Raw genomic sequence first — 20,795 nt, 5'->3', positions numbered from 1 at the left:
AAAAAGACAAAAGCAGAAAACGAGAGGCAGATGAGCAGAAAGCTATTCGCATTTCTGGCGATCCTCCTTGTCGCATCCTGTGGGGGCGGCCGGGACACCACCGCGCCGCGCAACCTCGACAACGCCTGTTCCATCCTGCAACAGCGCCCGCACTACGAACGCGCCTTCGAACGCGCGGAACGTCGCTGGGGGGTGCCGGTTCACGTCCAGATGGCCGTGATGCACCAGGAGAGCAAGTTCATCGGGAATGCACGCACCCCGCACCGCTTCGCCCTGGGGATCATCCCCCTGGGCCGGCAAAGCTCGGCTACGGGCTACAGCCAGGCGCTGGACGGGACCTGGGAGGAATACCAGGAGAAGCAGGGCGGCCGTTTCGCGCGCCGCACCGACATTGACGACGCCACCGATTTCATGGGCTGGTACATGAACGAGACGACCCGCCGCCTGGGCATCCCGCTGGATGACGCGCGCGGGCAGTACCTGGCCTACCACGAAGGGCGGGCGGGCTATGCCCGCGGCTCCTACCTGCAGAAATCCTGGCTGATTTCCGTGGCGCAGAACGTCGCGATCCGCTCGGATCTCTACGCCCGACAGCTGGCCTACTGCCGCTGAGGCCAGGCCCGGGTTCTGGCGAAAACAGGAACGGCGCCTCCCATCCGGGGGCGCCGTTTTCCATTCAGACCACTCGGGCGCGGATTCAGCCCCCGCGCCGCTCCCTTTCCTGGCGGATGGAGAACATGCCGGTGCCCAGGGACACGCCGGTTTGCAGCTCGCCCAGGATCACCGTGGTCTGGCTGCCGGCCTCGTCCGTCACCACCCATTGCCGCAGCTCCACCGGATCGCCGGTGAAGATCAGCTCGATATGGCCATACTCGGGATGCTCCGGGTCCTGCGCCCGCACGATGGTCGAGGGGCCTTCCTCGCGGTAATCCGTCACCATGTTGTCGCGGCCCAGGTCGATGCGGTCATCCAGGATCAGCTTCAGCGGCGTCAGCCCGAGGCTGTAGGTCTCCGGCCCGCCGTTGGATTTCGGGTCGAAGACGGCGACGGCATTGCCCCCGGCCATCACCAGCGCCTCGTTCGGCGGATCGTATTCGAACCGCATCCGCCCCGGGCGCATGATGTAAAGCTGCCCGGTGGAGATGGAGCCATCCTCGTTGACCTGGGTGAACTTGGCCTCGGCCGTCTTCATGCCGTTCATGTAGGCCGACAGCTCGGGCAGCGGAATGGGATCGGCCAGCGCCGGCAGGGCGGTGGCAAGGATCGCGGCGGCAGGCGCCAGAAGACGGGTCATCAGTTTCATGGCTTAGATGTAAGCTCCGGCAGTCATTCGTTCCAGACACAAACGCGAGGCAAGGCGTGAGCGTTCCGCCATCGGCGCCGGACCGCCAAGGGGCACCCCCCCAAACCAATTCCAGCTGTCGGAGAAGCGCAGGCCCCGCGCCCCGACGTCCCGGACGCCCAGGCCCCCGCGGGCGCGCGCCCACAGCAAGAAGGGCGGGTGCCGCATCGGCCCCGCCCCTGTCTTCACGTCGTCAAAAATACTCCGGGGGGAATTGAGCCGAAGGCTCAAGGGGGGCAGAGCCCCCACTCCCTTGCGGCCCCGCCCCCTATTGCTCGGGCACCAGCACCTCGCGCTTGCCGACGTGGTTGGCCGCCGAGACGACGCCCTCCTCTTCCATCTGCTCCACCAGGCGCGCGGCCTTGTTGTAGCCGATGGCCAGCTTGCGCTGGATGTAGGAGGTGGAACACTTGCGATCCTTGATGACGATCGCCACCGCCTGATCGTAAAGCGCATCCTCGCCGCCGGTATTGCCACCGGTGTTCAGCCCCAGCACCGCATCGATATCGGCCGACTTGTCGTCATCGGGGCCGTCCTGCACGCCGCCGACATAGTCGGGCGGGCCGTAGGCCTTCAGGTGGTTGACGATCTCCTCGACCTCCTCGTCGCTGACGAAGGGACCGTGGCAGCGGGTGATCTTGGCGCCGCCCGCCATGTAGAGCATGTCGCCCATGCCCAGAAGCTGTTCGGCGCCCATTTCGCCCAGGATGGTGCGGCTGTCGATCTTCGAGGTCACCTGGAAGGAGATCCGGGTGGGGAAGTTCGCCTTGATGGTGCCGGTGATGACGTCGACCGAGGGGCGCTGCGTGGCCATGATCAGGTGGATCCCCGACGCCCGCGCCATCTGCGCCAGGCGCTGGATGCAGGCCTCGATCTCCTTGCCGGCGACCATCATCAGGTCGGCCATCTCGTCGACGATGACGACGATATAGGGCATCTTCTCGGGCGCGAATTCCTCGGTCTCGAAGATGGGATCGCCGGTGTCCTCGTCAAAGCCCGTCTGCACGGTGCGCGAGAACATCTCGCCCTTCTTCAGGGCATCCGCCACCCGGCCGTTGTAGCCGTCGATGTTGCGCACGCCCATCTTGGACATCTTGCGATAGCGCTCTTCCATCTCGGCCACGACCCATTTCAGCGCCACGACGGCCTTCTTCGGGTCGGTCACCACGGGCGACAGCAGGTGCGGGATGCCGTCGTAGACCGACAGTTCCAGCATCTTCGGGTCGATCATGATCAGGCGGCAGTCTTCCGGCGTCAGGCGGTAGAGCAGCGACAGGATCATGGTGTTGATCGCCACCGACTTGCCCGACCCGGTGGTCCCGGCGATCAGCAGGTGCGGCATCTTCGCCAGGTTGGCGATCATCGGCTCGCCGCCGATGTCCTTGCCAAGCGCCAGCGGCAGCTTCATGTGGCTGTCGCCGAAATCGCGCGCCGCCAGGATCTCGCGCAGCACCACCATCTCGCGGTTGTCGTTCGGAAGTTCGATGCCGATCACCGAGCGGCCCGGCACGGTGGACACACGGGCGGAGAGCGCGGACATGGACCGCGCGATGTCGTCGGCCAGGCCGATCACGCGCGACGCCTTCAGGCCCGGCGCCGGTTCCAGTTCGTACATGGTGACGACGGGGCCGGGGCGCACGCTGACGATCTCGCCCTTGACGCCATAGTCGTCCAGCACGTTCTCCAGCATCCGCGCGTTTTCCTCCAGCGCCTCGTCCGACAGGTGCAGCCGTTCGATCGTGGTCGGGTTGGTCAACAGCGACAGGGGCGGCAGTTCGTATTCCGCCTCGGCCGGGTCGAAGGCCAGCCCGGGTTGGGCCTCGGCCTTGGCGCGGCTGGATTGCGGCACCGGCTTGCGCTCGTTGTGCTGCACCACCTTCTTCGGCTCGGCCACGGGGATGCGCGGCCGCTCCTGCGGCATCTGCTCGGGCGTGGCGAACTCGGCATAGGGGGCGTCTTCCGCCTCCGCCGCGTCCAGGTCGGCATCATGGCCATCGTCGTAGTCGTAGCCGTCGTCATAGGCCTCGGCGGTCGCCATGTCCTCATCGGGTTGGGCGGTGAACCGGGCCTCGTCCTGGCGCGCGGCGGCGGCCTCGTAGGGATCGACCAGTTCTGCGCGCGGCAGCTCGCGGTCTTCCGGCAGCGCCTCGGCCCGCGGATCGTCCGCATAGGCCAGGCCAGCGTGGCGCGGATCCGCACCGCCCAGGCGCGGACGCGCGGGCTGCGACGCCCGGGCGGCGGTCAGCGGCGGTTCCGGCGGCAGGCCCTGGTCGCGGGCGGAGGTCAGCGGCGGCTCGGGCCGGGTCTGATCCAGGATCAGCGGCGACGGCCCCTTGCCACGCAGGCCGCGACGGCCGGTGACGGAGGCCCCTGCCCCGCGCACGGGCTGCGGACGGGGCGGCATCGGTGCGCGGCGGGCGCGCGAACGGACCACGTCGGCGATCTTTGCCCGGATGCGTTCATCCGAAGGCAGGTCCTCTTCGCCGGCGGCCATCAACAGGTCGTCGTCGTCCATCTCGTCCCAGTTCTGCGGCTCGGGTCGGCGAATGAGGCCCGGCAGACGGCCCAGCAGGCGCGGTTTCGGCTCCGGCTCCGCCATCGGCTGATCGTCGTCATAGGCCAGCACATCGTCCTCGTTCTGCCAGGTATCGACGGGGGGCAGATCGTCCTGCTGCCAGTAGACATCTTCCTGCGCCGTCAGGCGGGCGTCCTGGTCATAGGCGGCGGAGCGGGCGGCCAGGCGCGCATCGCGCCGGCGCTCTGCCCGGTTGCGCAGGCTGTCCCCGGCTTTGGAGGTCGCCTGGCCCGCAACGGCAAAGGCGCCCACGGCGCCCCGGCCCAGCAGGCGGCGCAGCAGGTCATATCCCAGGACCACGCCGATCAGCAGCCAGCGGAATCCAAGCCGGATTTCCATCATCGTCACGCCGGCCACGTAGATGCCAAGTGCCAGCGCCGCCGGCCCCATGATCAACCCGGCGAGTTTCAACGAGCCCGCGACGGTCATCGGCGACAGGCCGATCAGCGCACCCAGCACTGTATCCCCGAAGAGCCCCCCCAGGCCGAAGGCATGCGGCCAGGCGTCCGATGTGTTCAGCGTGCCCCCGTAGACCGACAGCAGCACCACGAAGACCGGCGCGAAGACCAGCCGCCCCACGGGCGCATCATCGCCCAGGTGCAGCCCGAACCGCACGCCCCAGATCACCGCCAGCGCCGCCAGCGCCCAGCCCCCGATGCCGATCACCATGATCACCGGGGCCGAGATCGAGGCACCGAACAGCCCCAGCCAGTTGCGCACCGGCGCGTCCGAGGCCGATAGCCAGGAAGGATCCGACGGCGTGTAGCTGTAGAGCATGGCCGCCAGCCCGAGGCCCGCCACCAGCAGGGCCAGCCCCAGCAGTTCCTTGCCGCGCTTCTCGATGGCTTCCTGCATCGAACTGTCGAAGAGGGGGTCACGTTTCGTCTGGTAGGCCATTCTCTCCGCTCCTCAATCCCAAAGGCAGGCGCGCAGCTTTTCCAGCCCCGTCACCATGTCGTCGCGCGGCGCCACCATGGCGACGCGAATGTAGCCGCGACCGGGGTTGCCCGCCTCGGTCTCGCGGCTGAGGTAGGCGCCGGGCAGGACCCGCACGCCGGTCTCGGTCCACAGTTTCACCGCCGCCGCCTCGCCGTCCTCGACGGGCAGCCACAGGAAGAACCCGGCCTCGGGTCCCTGGTAGCCCGGCACGCCGCCAAGAATCTGGTCAGCCGCCTGGTATTTCTGTTGGTAGAGCGCGCGGTTCTCGTCCACGTGCGCCTCGTCCGCCCAGACCCTTTCGGCCACCCGTTGCAGCGGCAGCGGCAGGGGGGCGCCCGCATAGGCACGCAGCTGGCGGATGCGGCGGATCGACTGCGGGCCACCGGCCACGAAGCCAGAGCGCAGCCCGGGCAGGTTCGAGCGTTTCGACAGCGACTGGAAGATCAGCACGAGTTCCGGGTCGGCCCCGGTTTCCGCCGCGATCTCCAACGCGCCCGTGGGGGCCGCGTCGCGCCAGATCTCGGAATAGCATTCGTCGGAGAAGACCTGGAAATCCCATTTCTCCGCCAGGGCCATGACCTCGCGCCAGTAGGCGGGCGAGGCGACGGCACCCTGCGGGTTGGCCGGGGAACAGACGAAGGCCGCGACGGTGCGGTTCAGCACCTCCTCGGGCAGGGCCGCGTAGTCGGGCAGATGCCCCGTCTCGGCGGTGGCCGGCACGAAAACCGGCTCGGCGCCCACGGAAATCGCGGCGATCATGTAGACTTGGTAGAAGGGGTTGGGGATCAGCACCACCGGGCGCTGCCCGCGCTTCTCCTCCGGGCACAGGGCCATGGCGACGTTATACAGCCCCTCGCGCGTACCGTTCAGCGGCATCACCTGCGTGGCGGGGTCCATGCGCACGTCATAGCGGCGGGCGATCCAGTCGGTGATCGCCGCCTGCAGCTCGGGCGTGCCGTCGTTGGGGGGGTATTTTGCAAAACCGGCGACGTTCTCGGACAGCACCTGACCCACCCAGTCCGGAAACGGGTGCTTGGGCTCTCCGATCGTCATATGCGTCACCTCACCGCCCGGCTCGATATGGTCGAGCAGCGCGCGCAGGCGCGGGAACGCATATTCCGGAAGGTTCGAAAACCGCTCTGGAAACATCTAAAACTGCCTCTGGATCGGGGTCGTTTCGCCCCGTTTATCCCGGCAGACTAACCCATTGGCGCGCCACACGTCCAGCGCTCTTGCCCTCTGGCCACAGCGATGTTGCATCGAAACACCGCGCCCCCTTGGCAAAGCTGCCCCTGCGCCCCGCCTCAGGAGGCGCGCAGCGCCACCTCGGCGGCATGGGCCACGCGCGACAGGGCCTCTTCGCCCATGGGCCGACCCAGCAGCATCAGCCCGCAGGCCGGGGTGCCCGTGGGCAGGGAATAGCCCGGCAGGCCCATCATGTTGCCGACCCGGGTGTTGCGCAGGGCCAGCAGATTCTCGGTCACATAGTAGGCGTGATCCTCCATCATCCGCGCGGCATCGGGCGGCAGGATGGGCGAGGTCGGCATCAGGACGGCATCATAGGCGCCCATGCGGGCATTCCAGGCGGCCCGGGCCTGGTGCACCGCCTCCCAGGCGGCGACGTAATCCGGCGCGCTGACCGAGGCGCCGCCGCGGAAGCGTTCGAGGATCTCGGGGAACATCTTTTCGGGCGCGGCCTCGATCACCTCTCTCCACAGGCCATAGGCCTCGGGTGCGAACAGCTTGGCGGCCAGGGGCGCCACGGCGTCGTATTCCGGCGCGGTCACCGGCACGATCTCGGCGCCCGCCTCCGCCAGCACCTCCAGCGCGTGACGGTAGGCGGCCAGGGGTTCAGGGCGGATGTCGTCGAGCACGTGGGTTTCCAGCGTCGCCAGGCGCAACCCGCGCAGGCTGGCGCCGGTCAGATCCGGCGCCGGGCGCCCTTCCACCGCCGACAGCAGCAGCACCGCGTCTCGCACCGACCGCGCCAACGGCCCCACGGTGTCGAACCGTTTCGCCAGCGGCACCACGCCGTCCAGGCTGACCCGGCCGCTGGTGGTCTTCAGCCCCACCAGGTTGTTCCAGGCGGCGGGGATTCGCACCGACCCGCCGGTGTCCGACCCGATCCCCCCCGCCGCCAGGCCGAAGGCAACCGAGGCCGCGGCGCCCGACGACGACCCGCCCGGCACCCAGTCGGGGTTGTTGACGTTGGGCGAGGTCGCGGTGATCGGGTTCAGCCCGATGCCCGAAAAGGCCAGTTCCGACATATGCGTCTTGCCCAGGCAGACCAGCCCGGCCTGGGTGGCGTTGCGCAGCACCCGCGCGTCCTCGTCAGGCACGCGACCCGCCAACAGGGCGCTGCCTGCCTCGGTCGCCACGCCCGCGCTGTCGAACAGGTCCTTCCAGCTGACCGGCACCCCGTCCAGCGGGTGCAACCGCGTTCCGTTCCTCGCCCGCAGGCTGGCCGCACGGGCCTCGGCCCAAGCGCGGTCGGGCGTGGTGCGGGCGTAAATCCGGGAGGTTTCGGCATGGGCGTCGATGGCGGCCAGATAGGCCTCCGTCAGGGCCAGCGGGTCGATTTCTCCGCGCGCGATCCCCGCGCCCAGTTCCGCCGCTTCCATCCACAGCCAGTCCTGCATCTCGCCCTCATCCGTTTTCCGCCGCGCGACGGTAGCGGCAGCCGGGCGCATGGACAATCCCGCCCGGGGGCGCATATTCAGCCCCAGGATCAAAAGAGGCGATGCCATGAGCGATGCGAGCGAAAGTCACAGCGATCTGCTGATCGTGGGCGGCGGGCTGAACGGCCCCGCCCTGGCCCTGGCGGCGGCGCGCGCGGGCCTGACCAGCACGATCATCGACGCCCTGCCCAAGGCCCGGATGGAGGATGCGACCTTCGACGGGCGCGCCTATGCGCTGGCCCTGGCCTCCGTCCGGCTGTTGCGCAATATCGGCGTCTGGGACCGGATCGAGGGCCACAGCCAGCCCATGCTGGACATCAAGGTCAGCGATGGCCGCGCGGGCGAAGGGCCTTCGCCGCTCTGGCTGCACTTCGATCATGCCGAGATCGAGGAAGGTCCCATGGGCCACATGGTCGAGGACCGCTACCTGCGCCGGGCCCTGCTGGAAGAGATGGCGGCGCGTCCCGAGATCACCGTGCGGAACGAGACCCGGGTGACCGACCAGCGAACAGGCCCAGATGGCGCCTCGGTCACGCTGGACAGCGGCGAAGTGCTGCGCGGGCGCGTGGTTATCGGCTGCGACGGCAAGAAAAGCGCCACCGCGCAGCGCGCTGGCATCCGCCGCCATGGCTGGGGCTACGGCCAGACCGCGCTGGTCTGCGCCATTGCCCACGAAAAACCGCACCACGGCGTCGCGCATCAGTTCTTCATGCCGCCGGGCCCGCTGGCGATCCTGCCCCTGCCTGGCAACCGCTCCTCCATCGTCTGGAGCGAACGGGACGCCACCGCCAAGGCCATCCAGGCCCTGTCCGACGACGAGTACCTGGAGGCGCTGCGCCCCCGCTTCGGCGATTTTCTGGGCGAGATTTCCCTCGAAGGACAGCGGTTCCTCTACCCGCTCGTCTTGTCGGTCTGCGAGGAATTCGCCGGCTGGCGCCTGGCGCTTGTCGGTGATGCGGCCCATGGCATGCACCCGATCGCGGGCCAGGGGCTGAACGCGGGGTTGCGCGACGTTGGCGCTCTGGCGCAGGTGCTGACCGAGGCGAAGGACCGGGGCGAGGACATCGGCGCGCTGGATGTGCTGAAACGCTACGAGGAATGGCGCCGCTTCGACACCGCCAGCCTGGCGATGGCCACGGACCTGACGAACAAGCTGTTTTCCAACGACAACCCGCTTTTGCGCGCCGGCCGCGACCTCGGCCTGGGGCTGGTCAACCGGATGCCCGGACTGCGCCGCACCTTCATCCGCGAGGCGGCGGGCCTGACCGGCGATCTGCCCGACCTGATGCGCTGAGACCTGGGCGGACAATGTCCCGCCCCGGCCGCAGGAACAAAAGGCCCCGCCGCCATCGGCAACGGGGCCATATCATTTAAATGGGCCGACAGCCGCAGCGGCGGTCAGTCCAGCCGGCGCGCCTCGTCCACCAGCATCACCGGGATGCCGTTGCGGATCGGGAAGGCCAGGCCGGCCGCGTCGGAAATCAGCTCATCCGCCGCGGCGTCGTAGCGCAGGGTCGCATGGCTCTGCGGACAGACCAGCGCCTCCAGCATGCGGCGGTCGAAAAGGGGCTGGGCGGGCGCCGGGGCCTCGGGGGTGTCGGTCATTGCAGCAATTCCTGTCCGTCTCCACCGCGCAGCGCATATTCCAGTAGCGTCACAAGCGTTTCGCGGCGTGTTGTCAGCGAGGGCGCCTCCAGCAGCGCCTGTTTCTCATCATTGGAGAAATTCAGGAGCATGGACAAGGAGTTGATGAGCAATTCGTCATCCGCTTCCTTCAGCGTCTCCCAATCGGTCGACAGGCCCTGATCCTCGAAATAGCGCGACAGCAACGGCATGAAGGCATCGCGGCGGAAATCGGGGTCGCTGTCACTGGGCGCCAGGTCGTGTTCGAACCCGGCCCAGTCGACCGAAAAGCGCCTGTAGGGGGTGAACCCCGTGACCTCATCCCCCATGCGGTAGCGCGAGATGCCGGTCAGGGTGATCATGTAGCGCCCGTCCTCGGTTTCGGAGAACTGGGTGACCCGACCGGCGCAGCCGATGCGGTGCAGCCCGTGCTGCCCCTCGCCGGCCATCTCGTTGGGCTGGATCATACCGATCAGGCGATGCGGTGTCTTCAGCACATCCTCGAACATCGCCAGGTAGCGCGGCTCGAACAGGTGCAGCGGAAGCCGGGCGCGCGGCAGAAGCAACGCGCCTGGCAGGGGAAAGACGGGAATCACGTCGGGCAGGTCAGCGGGCGTCATCATCTGGTAGAAGCTAGACCGCATGGCGCACCCGGAAAGCCCGTCAGGCGAAAATCATCGAGGACAATTTGCGGCGTCCGGCCAGGACGATCGGATCCTGCGGCTTCAGCGCGTCGAAGATGGTGAACAGCTGCTGCTTGGCGGCGGCGTCGTTCCATTCCCGATCGCGGCGGAACAGCTCCAACAGCTGGTCGACGGCCTCCTGCACCTGCCCCGAGGCGTAAAGCGCCTGTGCAAGGTCGAACCGGGCCTGGTGATCCTCGGGGTTGGCCTCGACCTTGGTCTGAAGCTCGGCCACAGGGCCGGCTTCGGCGGCCTGCTTGGCCAGTTCCAGCTGGGCATGGGCCGCCTCCAGCTCGGGCGCGGTGCTGATCTCGGCCGGCGCGCCGTTCAGGATCGCCTCGGCCTGCTCGACCTCATCCAGCGCCAGGTGGGCGCGCACCAGCCCGCCGTAGGCCGGGGCGTTGGCCGGGTCTTCCTGCAGGATGGCGGCAAAGGTCTGGGCCGCGTCGGCGGCGGCCCCCTCGGCCAGCATCTCCTCGGCGGCGGCAATCGCATCGTCCAGCCCGCCATCGGCGCCGCCCGGCGACATCGCCACCAGCTTGTCAACGAAGGTCTTCACCTCCGAGGGCGGCAGCGCACCCTGGAAGCCGTCGACCGGCTGACCCTGGAAGAAGGCGTAAACCGTGGGGATCGACTGCACCCGCATCTGGCTGGCGATCATCTGGTTCTCGTCGACGTTGACCTTGGCCATCTTCACCGCGCCACCGGCGGCGTTCACCGCCTCTTCCAGCGCCGGGCCCAAGGTCTTGCAGGGGCCACACCAGGGCGCCCAGAAGTCGACGATGACCGGCACTTCCTGGCTGGCCTCGACCACGTCCTGCATGAAGGTCGCTTCGCTGACATCCTTGACGTAATCGCCCTTGGGCGCATCGGTGTTCTGGCCGGTTCCGAGCTCGATCATGGCTGGCTCCCCTGGTGCTGTATCTCGTCCCGCGCACGTCCCCGTGCGCCTGCTAGCCGCCTATATGGACCCTTCGTCGGTGTTTTCCAAGCGGCAGAGGGACGCGGACCGGGCCCGCGGCCCCCCCTTGGCGCGACCGGCCCGGCGGTGGCCGGTTCCTGCAGCCCGCGCGCCGCTCGGCGCCGCCATGCACCCCACGCCGCCCAGCCATGCGAGGGCGCCTGACAGCCGCCCCTTCCCTTGCCATCCCCGCGGTCGGGCCGCTAACTGGCGTCACGAAAGACCCGCCATGACCCTCCGCATCCCCCACCTGACCGCCAGCCCCCGCCACGACCGGATCACCGGGGTCTTGCTGTGCCTGGCCGTCCTGGGGGTCATCCTCAGCGCCTTCACCGGCTGGCGAGGGGCCGCCTGGCTGGCCGAGGGCGGCACGCTGGCGGCGATCCTGTGGTTGACGCCCACGGTGCGCGCGGGGCGGCAGGTCTTCGTCCTGCTGGGCGCCGCCCTGGCCATCTACGCGGTGATCGCCGCGCCCCACGCGGGCGAGGTGCTGGCCGCCTCGCTGGCCCAGGCCAGTTTCATCCTCGCCTTCTTCTGCGCCCTGGCGACCCTGCGCCACGCGGCGGAACTGTCCGACAGCATCACCCGCGCCGCCGTCTACCTCGCGCAGCAGCCGCCGGGGCGGCGCTACACCGCGCTGACCCTGGGCGCGCAGGTCTTCGCACTGGTGCTGAACTACGGCTCGATCTCCCTGCTGGGCGCCATGGCGCGCAGCTCGGCCCGGTCGGAGCCGGACCCGGAGATCGCCCGCATCCGCACCCGACGCATGCTGCTGGCGGTGCAACGCGGGTTTGCCGCCTCGCTGGTCTGGTCGCCCCTGGCCCTGGCGGTGGTGATCTCGACAACCGTGATTCCCGGCGCGACCTGGGGCAGCGTCGTCCTGCCCTCGCTGGTCTCGGCGGCCCTGATGGCCGGGATCGGCTGGACCATCGACCGGATCTACAAGCCGAAGCTGCGCCCCGGACAGGTGCCGACGCGCGCCGACCCGGCGGACAGCGATGGCCCCCGGGTGCTGCTGCCGGTGCTGGCCCTGCTGGCGCTGATCGCCCTGCCCGTCTCCGCCGTGCACCTGCTGACCGGGCTGCCCGCCTCGCGCATCGTGCTGGCCGTGGTCCCGCTGGTCGCGGCGGTCTGGCTGTGGCGCATGGGCCCCGCGGGGCGGCAGGGCCGCTACCTGGCCGAACACTCCGGCGCCTTCCTCTTCTCCGAACTGCCGGCCCTGCGGTCCGAGATCGTGCTGCTGACCATGGCGGGGTTCCTGGGGACCGGCGCGGGCACGCTGCTGGCGCCGCTGGTCACAGCCGCCGGCTTCGACATGAGCGCCCTGCCGGTCTGGCTGGTGCTGGTGCTGCCGATCTGGCTGATCCCGCTGGGCGGACAGATCGGCATGAACCCGATCCTCTTCGTCTCGCTGTTCGGCCCGCTGCTGCCCACGCCCGATGCCCTGGGCATCTCCCCGGTACCGATGGTCCTGGCCTTCACCGGGGGCTGGGCCATGGCTGGCGTCACCTCGCCCTTCACCGCCTCGGTGATGCTGACTGCCCGCCTGGGCGATGCGGATCCGCTGGAGGTCAGCCACCGCTGGAACGGCCCCTACGTGCTGATCCTCGGGGTGGCGCTGACCGCCTGGGTGCTGCTGCTGGCCTGACCGCGCCACCGCTCGCCCGGCCATCCATTTGACGCCAAATCCCTGAGGCGTACCTTCGCAGTTGCAGAAAATCCGCAAAATGCACCGAAGACGAAGGGAAGACACATGGGCTGGATGGCCGACGAAACCGGGCTCGGGCGCTGCGAGGCGAACTTTGCCCCCCTCACCCCGCTGAACAACCTCAAGCGCGCCGCGGCGATCTGGCCCGACCGCGAGGGGCTGGTCTACGGCACCTTCCGCACGACATTCGCCGAATACCACGAGCGGGCCACGCGGCTGGCCTCGGCATTGGCAGGGGCTGGCGTACAGCCCGGAGACGTGGTGGCCACGCTTCTCCCGAACGTCCCTGCCCATGCCGAGGCGCATTTCGGGGTGCCCGCCTGCGGCGCGGTGCTGAACACGATCAACACCCGGCTGGAAAGCCAGACCATCAGCTACATCCTGGACCACGGCGGCGCCAAGGTGGTGCTGTGCGATCCGCAGCTGATTCCGGTGCTGGCCGATGCGATCGAGGACATGGACCGCGACGCGCCCCCGCTGGTGATCGAGGTGGCCGACCGTCAGGCCGGGGTGCGGCCCTTCGGCGACTACATGGAATACGAGGATTTCCTGGCCTCGGGTGATCCCGATTTCGACTGGATCATGCCGGGCGACGAATGGGAGAGCATCGCGCTCAACTACACCTCCGGCACCACCGGACGGCCCAAGGGCGTGGTCTATTCCCATCGCGGGGCGCATATGAACGCGCTCGGCTATGCCACCGGCTGGGGGATGCCGCTGTATCTGCGCTACCTGGGGGTGGTGCCCTTCTTCCACTGCAACGGCTGGTCGAAACCCTGGCTGCTGCCGCAGCTCGGTGGCTGCATGCACTGCATCCGCGACATCAGCGCCGCCACTATCTTCGACGCTCTGGCGGATGAGGGGGTGACCCATTTCGGCGGCGCGCCCATCGTGCTGTCGCTGCTGGTCAACGCCCCGGAGGAGGAGCGCCGCCCGCTGGATCACGTGGTGCAGGTGATGACCGCCGGCGCGCCCCCCGCCGCCGCCACCCTCGGCGCGCTGGAGCCCATGGGTTTCGAGGTGACCCAGGTCTTCGGCCTGACCGAAACCTACGGCGCCATTTCGCTTTGCACCTGGGACGAGGACCGCGACGGCGCCCTGTCGCAGGCCGACCGCGCCGCACGCAAGGCGCGCCAGGGCGTGCCCCTGCCCTCGGTCGATGAAACGGTCCTGCTGGGCGAGGACGGAGAGATCCTGCCGCGCGACGGCAAGACCCAGGGGGAGATCGCCATTCGCGGCAACTCCGTCATGAAGGGCTACCTGAAGAACCCCCGCGCCACCGAACGGGCCTTCGCCGGCGGCTGGTTCCACACCGGCGACATCGGGATCCAGCATCCCGACAACTACCTGCAGATCTCCGACCGGGCGAAGGACATCATCATTTCGGGTGGCGAGAACATCTCCTCCGTCGAGGTGGAGGGCGTGCTGATGGCCCACCCGGCGGTGATGCTCTGTGCCGTGGTGGCCATGCCGGACGAGAAATGGGGCGAGGTGCCCTGTGCCTTCGTCGAGCTGAAGGATGGCAAGCAGGTGACCGAAGAGGCGCTGATCGCCTATGCCCGCGACCACCTGGCCGGGTTCAAGACGCCCAAGGCCGTGCGCTTCGGCGAGCTACCGAAGACCCCGACCGGCAAGATCCAGAAGTTCCAGCTGCGCCGCAGCCTGCGCGAGGGCTGAGGCGCCCGGGACCCCAAAGGGCCGGCCCCGTCAGGCGCCGGCCCTTGAAACAGCGGGATGCCCCCTGCCCCTGATCACAGATCGAAGGTGGCGAAGACCGGCACGTGGTCCGACGGTTTTTCCCAGCCGCGGGCCTCTCGCAGGATGCGCGAGCCATGGGCCGCGTTGGAGATGTCGGGCGTCGCCCAGACGTGGTCCAGACGCCGCCCCTTGTCGGCGGCATTCCAGTCGGGGCTGCGGTAGGACCACCAGGAATAGAGGTTGCCCTCCGGGATGTCGGCGCGCGTCACGTCCACCCAGGCCCCGGCCTCCTGCGCTTCGCCCAGATGCTCGACCTCGACCGGCGTGTGGCTGACGATCTTCAGCAGCTTCTTGTGATCCCAGACGTCGTCCTCGCGCGGCGCGATGTTCAGATCGCCCACCAGGATCGCCTTCTCGGGGCGTTCGCTGTGGAACCAGTCCCGCATTTCGGTGAGGTAATCGAGCTTCTGGCCGAACTTCTCGTTGATCTCGCGGTCCGGCTTGTCGCCGCCGGCGGGGACGTAGAAGTTGTGGATGGTCACACCGTTTTCCAGTCGCGCCGCCACGTGGCGGGCATGGCCCAGCTGCGCGAAATCCCGGTCACCCGCATCCTCCAGCGGCAGTTTCGACAGGATGGCTACGCCGTTGTAGCCCTTCTGCCCGCGCGCCACGATGTGCTGATAGCCCAGCTCGCGGAACCGCTCCATCGGGATCTTGTCGACGGGGGATTTGCATTCCTGCAGGCAGAGCACGTCGGGCCCCTCGGCCTCCAGCAGCTGGCAGACCAGCGGCTCGCGCAGGCGGACGGAATTGATGTTCCAGGTGGCCAGGGTAAATGACATCTTCTTTCACTTGCCTCGTTCAAGGGGGGACGCTTAGCCTTTCGCTACCATCTGACGCCAGCCAATGAAAGCGATCCGACCATGAAGGCCGCCCTTTTTGTTCTTGCGATGTTCCTCGCCCTGCCCGGGGCCGCGCGGGCCACCGATTGGATCGCCTTCAACGATCACGACGGCGCCGGCGTCAGCACCTGCCAGCCCGAGGCGGGAGGCGGCGATCCCTTCTTCTGTCTTCTCCTGACCTGCGCACAGCCCGGCGCCGCGATGGAATGGATCATCCGCTACGAAGGCACGGCCCTGGGCCAGGGGGCGCTGCCCATGACGCTGGCGGTGGATCACGGTCCCGCGCAGGACATCGCCCTGCACCGGCGCGACGAAGGCACCGGGGTGGAGGCCTACGCCGGGTCCTTCGACCGCAAGGCTCATGGCCTGCTGCTGACCCGGCTGGCCAAGGGGCTGCGCGCCCGGCTGACCCTCGGCGAAGGGGCCGGGGCGGTCACCCATCACCTGGGCCTTGCGGGGTCGAACAAGGCGATCTCCCAGCTTGGCACGCTCTGCCCGGATCCGCTGACCCGTGGCACCGCCAAGCCGGAGGCGACACTGCGCCCCTACCGCCCGCAACCGCCTGAAGAGCCGGCGAATTACACGCTGACCGCGGCCCAGGTGCAGACACGGCTGATCGGGCGCACGCTGAGTTGGTCGAACGGCGCGGGCACCAGCCGGATGCTCTTCCGCCCCGACGGCACGCTGGTGGGTGCCACGGCCCTGAACGGGACGGAAACCGCCCTGCACGGGCAGTGGCAGTTGCACACGGACGGGCAGCTTTGCTGGACGACCCATGCGGCGGGCTGTTTCACCTTCAGCGAGACGTCCCTGGGCCTGCGCGTCCTCCGCAGTGACGGTGGCCGCGCCCTGGATCTGGGCGCGGTGCAGATCGCGCCGATGTAGCGGGCAAAGACAGCAGGCGTTAACGCGGCTGCAACGGGAATCCCCTTATCGGCTGAACCGGTAAGGAGGACATGCCCCGTGCAGGTCATGCAGATCACCGTGACAGCCCTGATGCTGGCCCTCGGCGGCCCGGCGGTGGCGCTGATGTCGCTGCCACCGGCGGACAGCGGGCTGGTGCTGGTCGTTTCACCCCCCTGGGTGGACCGCGACGGGGCGATCGCCCGCGCGGGCGCCCGCGCCTTGGGCACGACGGTCAGCCTGCTGGGCACGCTGGTCCAGGCCGACAGCCCCGGTTTCGGGGCCAGCCTGCGGGCGGCGGGTCCGTTCCTCGTCCTTGACGGGGGCGCCCTTGCGTCCCTCTGCGGAGACAGCGGATGATACCCAAGAACACAGAGTTCAAGGAGGCCCAGGTTCGGGCCATGACGCGCCTGGCGCAGCTGACCGTCGCGCTGGTGCCGCTGGCGCCGGGGGCGGCGTTTCTAGTGGGCAACGCCTGGTTCCCGGTCGGCGCCTTCGCCGTGCTCATGGCCGCCGTCGCCCTCTTCGGCACGATGACCGGCGGGCGGCACGGGCGGGTGTTGATCGGCCTGGCCCTGACCGGCCAGGCCATGGCCTTCTCCGCCGCGCTGACCGGCCATCCCTGGCAGATGGACAGCCACATGCTCTATTTCGCGCTGCTGGCGGTGACGATGTCGCTGTCGGATGGGCGGGTCATCCTGACCTCCGCCGCCGCCATCGCCGTGCAGCACGTCGTCCTGACGGTGGCGATGCCGGGGCTGATCTACCCCTCGGTCGACCTCGTGGAAAACCTCGCCCGCACCGGGTTGCACGGCACCATCGTCGCGCTGGAGGCCGCCGTGCTCTACCTGTTGATCCGCGAACGCCAGCGGCTGGACACCCACATGGCCGAGGCGACGGAGGCCAGCGTCCGCGCCGCCGAGCGCGAACAGAAGATGCAGCGCGAGGCAGTCCGCGTGCAGGAACAGGTGGTGCAACAGTTGGGCGATGCCCTGACCCGCCTGGCGCGGCGCGACCTGTCGGTCTCCATCCAGACGGCCTTCGATCCGGCCCACGACAGCCTGCGCCAGAACTTCAACGAGGCCATCGCGGAACTGCGAGGCACCGTGCAACAGGTGATCCGCAACGCCCGCTCGGTCTCCGAAGACGCGGATTCCATCGCCACTGCCTCGGATTCGCTGGCCAACCGGACGGAACGCCAGGCCCATTCCCTGCAGGAAACCGCGAACGCCATCCAGGAGATCAACCAGAATGTCCGCTCCACCGCCGAGGCCGCACGCAGCGCCTCCGGCGTGGCGGAGGAAGCACGCTCGCGCTCGGCGGTTTCGGATACGGTGGTGCAGCGCACGGTCAACGCCATGGCGGCCATCGAAACCTCTTCGTCGGAGATCCACAAAATCATCCAGGTGATCGAGGACATCGCCTTCCAGACCAACCTGCTGGCCCTAAACGCCGGGGTCGAGGCTGCCCGGGCGGGCGAGGCCGGGCGCGGCTTCTCCGTCGTGGCAACCGAGGTGCGGGCCCTGGCTGCGCGCTCCTCCACCTCCGCCCGCGAGATCTCGCAACTGATCGCCAGGTCTTCGGAGCAGGTGCAGAACGGCGTCGACCTGGTGAACGAAACCGGCGAGGCCCTGCGCAGCATTGCCGAAGCGGTCTCGGACGTGGCCGAACTGGTGGCGCAGATCGCCTCCTCCGCCAACGAACAATCCGGCTCCATCGCGCTAATCGATCAGGCCATGAAGGAGCTGGACCAGGTCACGCAACAGAACGCCGCCATGTTCGAGGAAACCAACGCCGCCTCCTCGGCTCTGAACCGCGAGGCGGAGGCCCTGTCGACACTGATGCTACGGTTCCAGACCGGCGAGGACCATGAGACGGGCGACGACAGTATGGGGATCTTCACTCCGTTGGACAGCGCGCCCCGCGCCCCCGTGGCGCAGAAAAAGGTGGTCAACGCCCCGCCCGCTGCGGCCAGCGACGAATGGAGCGAGTTCTGACGCATCCCCCTGGGCCCGGGCGTCGCCCTGCGCCCATCCTGCCGGACCGACAGACGAGGGTATCGGCCCGCTGATCCACACCCAGCTGATCCACGAGATGTGTCCTGCGCCCAGGTGTCAAAGGCGGTCTGTGCGGGGGCTGGGCAAGAAAAAGCCCGGGCAAAGCCCGGGCCAGTCCAACAGGGAGGTACATATCTAACCCGGATATGTGCGGGTTGGTTCCCGGGAACCTTTCTCTTGTTACGCGGCACAGCCCAAAGGAGAAAGTCCGGAATTCCTTACATTCGAAGCGGGTTCACGCCACCAGCCGATATCCGCCGCTTTCGGTCACCAAAAGGCGGGCATTGGATGGGTCGGGCTCGATTTTCTGGCGCAGGCGATAGATATGCGTCTCCAGCGTATGGGTCGTGACCCCGGCGTTGTAGCCCCAGACCTCATGCAGCAGCACATCGCGCGGCACCACGCTCTCGGTCGAGCGGTAGAGGAACTTCAGGATATTGGTTTCCTTCTCGGTCAGCCGGATCTTCCTATCCTCCTCGGTCACCAGCAGCTTCATCGCCGGGCGGAAGGAATACGGGCCCAGCTGGAACACGGCGTCCTCGCTTTGCTCATGCTGGCGCAGTTGCGCCCGAATGCGGGCCAGCAGGACCGGGAACTTGAAGGGCTTGGTGACGTAGTCATTGGCGCCGGAATCCAGACCCAGGATCGTGTCGGCGTCGCTGTCATGCCCCGTCAGCATCAGCACCGGGCTCTTCACGCCCTGCTTGCGCATCAGCCGGCACAGCTCGCGCCCGTCGGTGTCGGGCAGACCCACGTCGAGGATGATCAGCTCGAACAGGCCTTCCTTGACCTTCTGCATCGCCTCCGCGCCGGACCCGGCCTCGAAGACGTCGAAATCCTCGGTCATCACCAGCTGTTCGCTCAGCGCTTCGCGCAGATCGTCATCATCGTCGACCAGCAGGATCTTCTTCAGTTGTTGTGCCATGGCGCGCGCCTCCGCTGCAATTTCATCTGTCCTGTCAGACAGGTGGACGGGGGCTGCAAGGGTGACAAGATTTGCTGCAAATATCTCACGCATCCGTGTCCCCCACGCGGGGATTGTTTCAAACACCGTCAAGTCAGGCTATGACAACCGCCAGTTTCAAGGAAGCGCCCGATGAGTCTCGCCCCCGACATCACCGAATGCCTGGCCCGTGCGCGGACCGACCTGCGCCTGGGCGTGCCGGTGGTGTTGGCGGCCCATGGCGGCGGCGCGCTGGTGCTGGCGGCGGAGACCCTGACGCCAGCCCGACTGGCCGAGGTGCAGGGCCTGCCCGGCACTGCCGACCTGGCCCTGACCGCCCGCCGGGCCGAGACGCTGAAGGCCCGCCCCTATGACGGCGACCTGGCCCGCCTGCCGCTGCCGAAGGGCGCCGAAACCAGCTGGGTCCGGGCGCTGGCAGACCCGGCGGATGACCTGCGCCACCCGATGAAGGGCCCGCTGATGGCGCGCCGCGACGGCGAGGCGGCGCTGCACCGCATCGCGCTGAAGCTGGCGAAAACCGCCCGCCTGCTGCCCGCCGCCCTGCTGCTGCCACTGGACGCGCCCGAGGCCTTCGCCCGCAACTGGAACCTCACCCTGCTGGCGGCCGATGACGCGGCGCTGCACCTCGACCGGTTCAGCCCGATGCGCCCCGTGGTCTCCGCCCGGCTGCCGATCGAGGTCTCGGAGGCCGGACGCCTGCACATCTTCCGCCCCGAGGACGGCGGCGAGGAGCACTACGCGGTAGAAATCGGCCGCCCTGCCCGCGACACCCCCGTGCTGGCGCGGCTGCATTCGGCCTGTTTCACCGGCGACGTCCTGGGATCGCTGAAATGCGACTGCGGCCCGCAGTTGCACGCGGCCCTGGCCCAGATGGGCCAGGAGGGCGCGGGCGTGCTGCTCTACCTCAATCAGGAGGGACGCGGCATCGGTCTGGCCAACAAGATGCGCGCCTATTCCCTGCAGGACCAGGGCTTCGACACGGTGGAGGCCAACCACCGGCTGGGCTTCGAGGATGACGAGCGGGACTTCCGCCTGGGGGCCGAACTGCTCGACCGGCTGGGCTTCTCCTCCGTCCGGCTGCTGACCAACAACCCGCGCAAGATCGCGATGATGGAAAAGAACGGCATCGACGTGGTTGACCGCGTGGCCCTGAAGGTCGGCGAAAATGCCCACAACCGCGGCTACCTCGCCACCAAGGCCTCGAAGTCGGGGCATCTGCTGTGAGCCTCCGCGCGCGCCTCACACCGCAGGGCCTGCGGATCGGCAACCGCACCTTCCCCTGCGCCATCGGCCGCGGCGGGCTGAGCGACGCAAAGCGCGAAGGGGACGGTGCCACACCGATTGAGACCCTGCGCGTGGGCGAGCTGTGGTATCGCGCCGACCGCCTGGCCCGCCCGGCCCCCTGGGCCCGTCCCATCGGCCCCGGCGACCTGTGGTGCGACGCGCCCGACCACCCCGACTACAACCACCATGTCCGCGCGCCCTTTGCCGCCAGCCACGAACGGCTGCGCCGTGCCGATCCGCTTTACGACCTGGTCTTCGTGCTGGACTGGAACTGGCCCGAGGCGACACCGGGGCGGGGCTCGGCCATCTTCCTGCACCAATGGCGCCACCCCCGCTTTCCGACCGAGGGCTGCCTGGCCCTGCGCCGCGACCACCTGCACGCCCTGGCGTGCGCCCTGCCCCCGGGCTCGGAGATCACGATCCCGCCCCTCTTCGGTCTCTGACACCTCATCGGGACAGGGCCTCCCCCTTCCATCTG

Annotated in this window: 18 protein-coding genes; 9 read left to right on the top strand and 9 right to left on the bottom strand. The window is 68.5% G+C overall.

Annotation, left to right across the window (positions count from 1 at the left end):
* Positions 1-30: 30 nt before the first annotated feature.
* The gene (locus tag CVM50_RS09590) at positions 31-612 is read left to right on the top strand and encodes a transglycosylase SLT domain-containing protein (protein WP_085889198.1); all 582 of its coding nucleotides are present in this window, start codon (positions 31-33) and stop codon (positions 610-612) included.
* Between the two features lie 85 nt (positions 613-697).
* On the opposite strand, the gene CVM50_RS09585 is transcribed toward CVM50_RS09590, so the two are convergent.
* The 4 genes from CVM50_RS09585 to CVM50_RS09570 all read right to left on the bottom strand — a co-directional run bounded on the left by CVM50_RS09585 (position 698) and on the right by CVM50_RS09570 (position 7,495).
* Positions 698-1,303, bottom strand: a complete 606-nt coding sequence (locus CVM50_RS09585; RefSeq protein WP_100148473.1) for a LolA family protein — start codon at positions 1,301-1,303, stop codon at positions 698-700.
* A 307-nt stretch (positions 1,304-1,610) separates the two neighbouring features.
* On the bottom strand, positions 1,611-4,814 hold the full coding sequence (locus tag CVM50_RS09580; protein WP_085889199.1) for a DNA translocase FtsK: 3,204 nt from the start codon (positions 4,812-4,814) through the stop codon (positions 1,611-1,613).
* Between the two features lie 12 nt (positions 4,815-4,826).
* Positions 4,827-6,005, bottom strand: coding sequence for an aminotransferase class I/II-fold pyridoxal phosphate-dependent enzyme (locus CVM50_RS09575; protein WP_085889200.1), 1,179 nt, complete (start codon positions 6,003-6,005; stop codon positions 4,827-4,829).
* Positions 6,006-6,160: 155 nt separating this feature from the next.
* On the bottom strand, positions 6,161-7,495 hold the full coding sequence (locus CVM50_RS09570; RefSeq protein WP_085889201.1) for an amidase: 1,335 nt from the start codon (positions 7,493-7,495) through the stop codon (positions 6,161-6,163).
* 49 nt (positions 7,496-7,544) lie between these two features.
* Between CVM50_RS09570 and CVM50_RS09565 the strand changes: the two genes are divergently transcribed.
* Complete coding sequence (locus CVM50_RS09565; protein WP_085889202.1) at positions 7,545-8,828, top strand: FAD-dependent monooxygenase; 1,284 nt, start codon at positions 7,545-7,547, stop codon at positions 8,826-8,828.
* 104 nt (positions 8,829-8,932) lie between these two features.
* Here the strand turns inward: CVM50_RS09565 and CVM50_RS09560 are convergent, their stop codons facing one another.
* From CVM50_RS09560 to trxA, 3 genes are read right to left on the bottom strand one after another with little or no spacing between them, the layout of a single operon-like run.
* Positions 8,933-9,139, bottom strand: a complete 207-nt coding sequence (locus tag CVM50_RS09560; RefSeq protein ID WP_085889203.1) for a Trm112 family protein — start codon at positions 9,137-9,139, stop codon at positions 8,933-8,935.
* On the bottom strand, positions 9,136-9,780 hold the full coding sequence (locus CVM50_RS09555) for an LON peptidase substrate-binding domain-containing protein (RefSeq protein WP_085889294.1): 645 nt from the start codon (positions 9,778-9,780) through the stop codon (positions 9,136-9,138). The genes CVM50_RS09560 and CVM50_RS09555 overlap by 4 nt, the downstream gene beginning before the upstream one ends.
* 40 nt (positions 9,781-9,820) lie before the next feature.
* Positions 9,821-10,741, bottom strand: coding sequence for a thioredoxin (gene trxA / locus CVM50_RS09550; RefSeq protein WP_085889204.1), 921 nt, complete (start codon positions 10,739-10,741; stop codon positions 9,821-9,823).
* Positions 10,742-11,030: 289 nt separating this feature from the next.
* Here trxA and CVM50_RS09545 point away from each other — a divergent pair, with 289 nt between their 5' ends.
* Together CVM50_RS09545 and CVM50_RS09540 are read left to right on the top strand one after the other, a co-directional pair.
* On the top strand, positions 11,031-12,449 hold the full coding sequence (locus CVM50_RS09545; RefSeq protein ID WP_085889205.1) for a hypothetical protein: 1,419 nt from the start codon (positions 11,031-11,033) through the stop codon (positions 12,447-12,449).
* Positions 12,450-12,554: 105 nt separating this feature from the next.
* Positions 12,555-14,186, top strand: coding sequence for an AMP-binding protein (locus tag CVM50_RS09540; RefSeq protein ID WP_085889206.1), 1,632 nt, complete (start codon positions 12,555-12,557; stop codon positions 14,184-14,186).
* 74 nt (positions 14,187-14,260) lie between these two features.
* Here the strand turns inward: CVM50_RS09540 and CVM50_RS09535 are convergent, their stop codons facing one another.
* A complete protein-coding gene (locus tag CVM50_RS09535; protein WP_085889207.1) occupies positions 14,261-15,049 on the bottom strand; it encodes an exodeoxyribonuclease III in 789 nt (262 codons plus the stop codon).
* A gap of 81 nt (positions 15,050-15,130) precedes the next feature.
* Here CVM50_RS09535 and CVM50_RS09530 point away from each other — a divergent pair, with 81 nt between their 5' ends.
* The 3 genes from CVM50_RS09530 to CVM50_RS09520 all read left to right on the top strand — a co-directional run bounded on the left by CVM50_RS09530 (position 15,131) and on the right by CVM50_RS09520 (position 18,009).
* Complete coding sequence (locus tag CVM50_RS09530; RefSeq protein ID WP_085889208.1) at positions 15,131-15,994, top strand: DUF995 domain-containing protein; 864 nt, start codon at positions 15,131-15,133, stop codon at positions 15,992-15,994.
* Positions 15,995-16,072: 78 nt separating this feature from the next.
* The gene (locus tag CVM50_RS09525) at positions 16,073-16,372 is read left to right on the top strand and encodes a hypothetical protein (RefSeq protein WP_085889209.1); all 300 of its coding nucleotides are present in this window, start codon (positions 16,073-16,075) and stop codon (positions 16,370-16,372) included.
* Positions 16,369-18,009 carry a methyl-accepting chemotaxis protein gene (locus tag CVM50_RS09520; protein WP_085889210.1) on the top strand — a complete coding sequence of 547 codons (1,641 nt, stop codon included), beginning with the start codon at positions 16,369-16,371 and terminating at the stop codon, positions 18,007-18,009. The genes CVM50_RS09525 and CVM50_RS09520 overlap by 4 nt, the downstream gene beginning before the upstream one ends.
* A 295-nt stretch (positions 18,010-18,304) precedes the next feature.
* Here CVM50_RS09520 and CVM50_RS09515 read toward each other — a convergent pair whose 3' ends face one another.
* A complete protein-coding gene (locus CVM50_RS09515) occupies positions 18,305-18,994 on the bottom strand; it encodes a response regulator transcription factor (RefSeq protein WP_085889211.1) in 690 nt (229 codons plus the stop codon).
* Between the two features lie 171 nt (positions 18,995-19,165).
* On the opposite strand from CVM50_RS09515, the gene ribA reads away from it, so the two are divergent.
* Both ribA and CVM50_RS09505 read left to right on the top strand, forming a co-directional pair.
* Positions 19,166-20,257 carry a GTP cyclohydrolase II gene (gene ribA, locus CVM50_RS09510; protein WP_085889212.1) on the top strand — a complete coding sequence of 364 codons (1,092 nt, stop codon included), beginning with the start codon at positions 19,166-19,168 and terminating at the stop codon, positions 20,255-20,257.
* Positions 20,254-20,760, top strand: a complete 507-nt coding sequence (locus CVM50_RS09505; protein WP_085889213.1) for a L,D-transpeptidase family protein — start codon at positions 20,254-20,256, stop codon at positions 20,758-20,760. Before ribA ends, CVM50_RS09505 begins: the two co-directional genes overlap by 4 nt.
* The last annotated feature ends 35 nt before the right edge of the window (positions 20,761-20,795 follow it).

This window comes from Pseudooceanicola marinus (genome assembly GCF_002786295.1).
GTDB lineage: Bacteria > Pseudomonadota > Alphaproteobacteria > Rhodobacterales > Rhodobacteraceae > Pseudooceanicola > Pseudooceanicola marinus.
Note: the sequence above shows the minus strand (reverse complement) of the source record. Positions and strands in the feature narration are given on the sequence as shown.

Excerpts from the sequence above, each read along its gene's own strand:
- CVM50_RS09590 (WP_085889198.1), top strand. The coding sequence starts at position 31 with ATGAGCAGAAAGCTATTCGCATTTCTGGCGATCCTCCTTGTCGCATCC.
- CVM50_RS09585 (WP_100148473.1), bottom strand. The coding sequence starts at position 1,303 with ATGAAACTGATGACCCGTCTTCTGGCGCCTGCCGCCGCGATCCTTGCC.
- CVM50_RS09580 (WP_085889199.1), bottom strand. The coding sequence starts at position 4,814 with ATGGCCTACCAGACGAAACGTGACCCCCTCTTCGACAGTTCGATGCAG.
- CVM50_RS09575 (WP_085889200.1), bottom strand. The coding sequence starts at position 6,005 with ATGTTTCCAGAGCGGTTTTCGAACCTTCCGGAATATGCGTTCCCGCGC.
- CVM50_RS09570 (WP_085889201.1), bottom strand. The coding sequence starts at position 7,495 with ATGCAGGACTGGCTGTGGATGGAAGCGGCGGAACTGGGCGCGGGGATC.
- CVM50_RS09565 (WP_085889202.1), top strand. The coding sequence starts at position 7,545 with ATGGACAATCCCGCCCGGGGGCGCATATTCAGCCCCAGGATCAAAAGA.
- CVM50_RS09560 (WP_085889203.1), bottom strand. The coding sequence starts at position 9,139 with ATGACCGACACCCCCGAGGCCCCGGCGCCCGCCCAGCCCCTTTTCGAC.
- CVM50_RS09555 (WP_085889294.1), bottom strand. The coding sequence starts at position 9,780 with ATGATGACGCCCGCTGACCTGCCCGACGTGATTCCCGTCTTTCCCCTG.
- trxA (WP_085889204.1), bottom strand. The coding sequence starts at position 10,741 with ATGATCGAGCTCGGAACCGGCCAGAACACCGATGCGCCCAAGGGCGAT.
- CVM50_RS09545 (WP_085889205.1), top strand. The coding sequence starts at position 11,031 with ATGACCCTCCGCATCCCCCACCTGACCGCCAGCCCCCGCCACGACCGG.
- CVM50_RS09540 (WP_085889206.1), top strand. The coding sequence starts at position 12,555 with ATGGGCTGGATGGCCGACGAAACCGGGCTCGGGCGCTGCGAGGCGAAC.
- CVM50_RS09535 (WP_085889207.1), bottom strand. The coding sequence starts at position 15,049 with ATGTCATTTACCCTGGCCACCTGGAACATCAATTCCGTCCGCCTGCGC.
- CVM50_RS09530 (WP_085889208.1), top strand. The coding sequence starts at position 15,131 with ATGAAGGCCGCCCTTTTTGTTCTTGCGATGTTCCTCGCCCTGCCCGGG.
- CVM50_RS09520 (WP_085889210.1), top strand. The coding sequence starts at position 16,369 with ATGATACCCAAGAACACAGAGTTCAAGGAGGCCCAGGTTCGGGCCATG.
- CVM50_RS09515 (WP_085889211.1), bottom strand. The coding sequence starts at position 18,994 with ATGGCACAACAACTGAAGAAGATCCTGCTGGTCGACGATGATGACGAT.
- ribA (WP_085889212.1), top strand. The coding sequence starts at position 19,166 with ATGAGTCTCGCCCCCGACATCACCGAATGCCTGGCCCGTGCGCGGACC.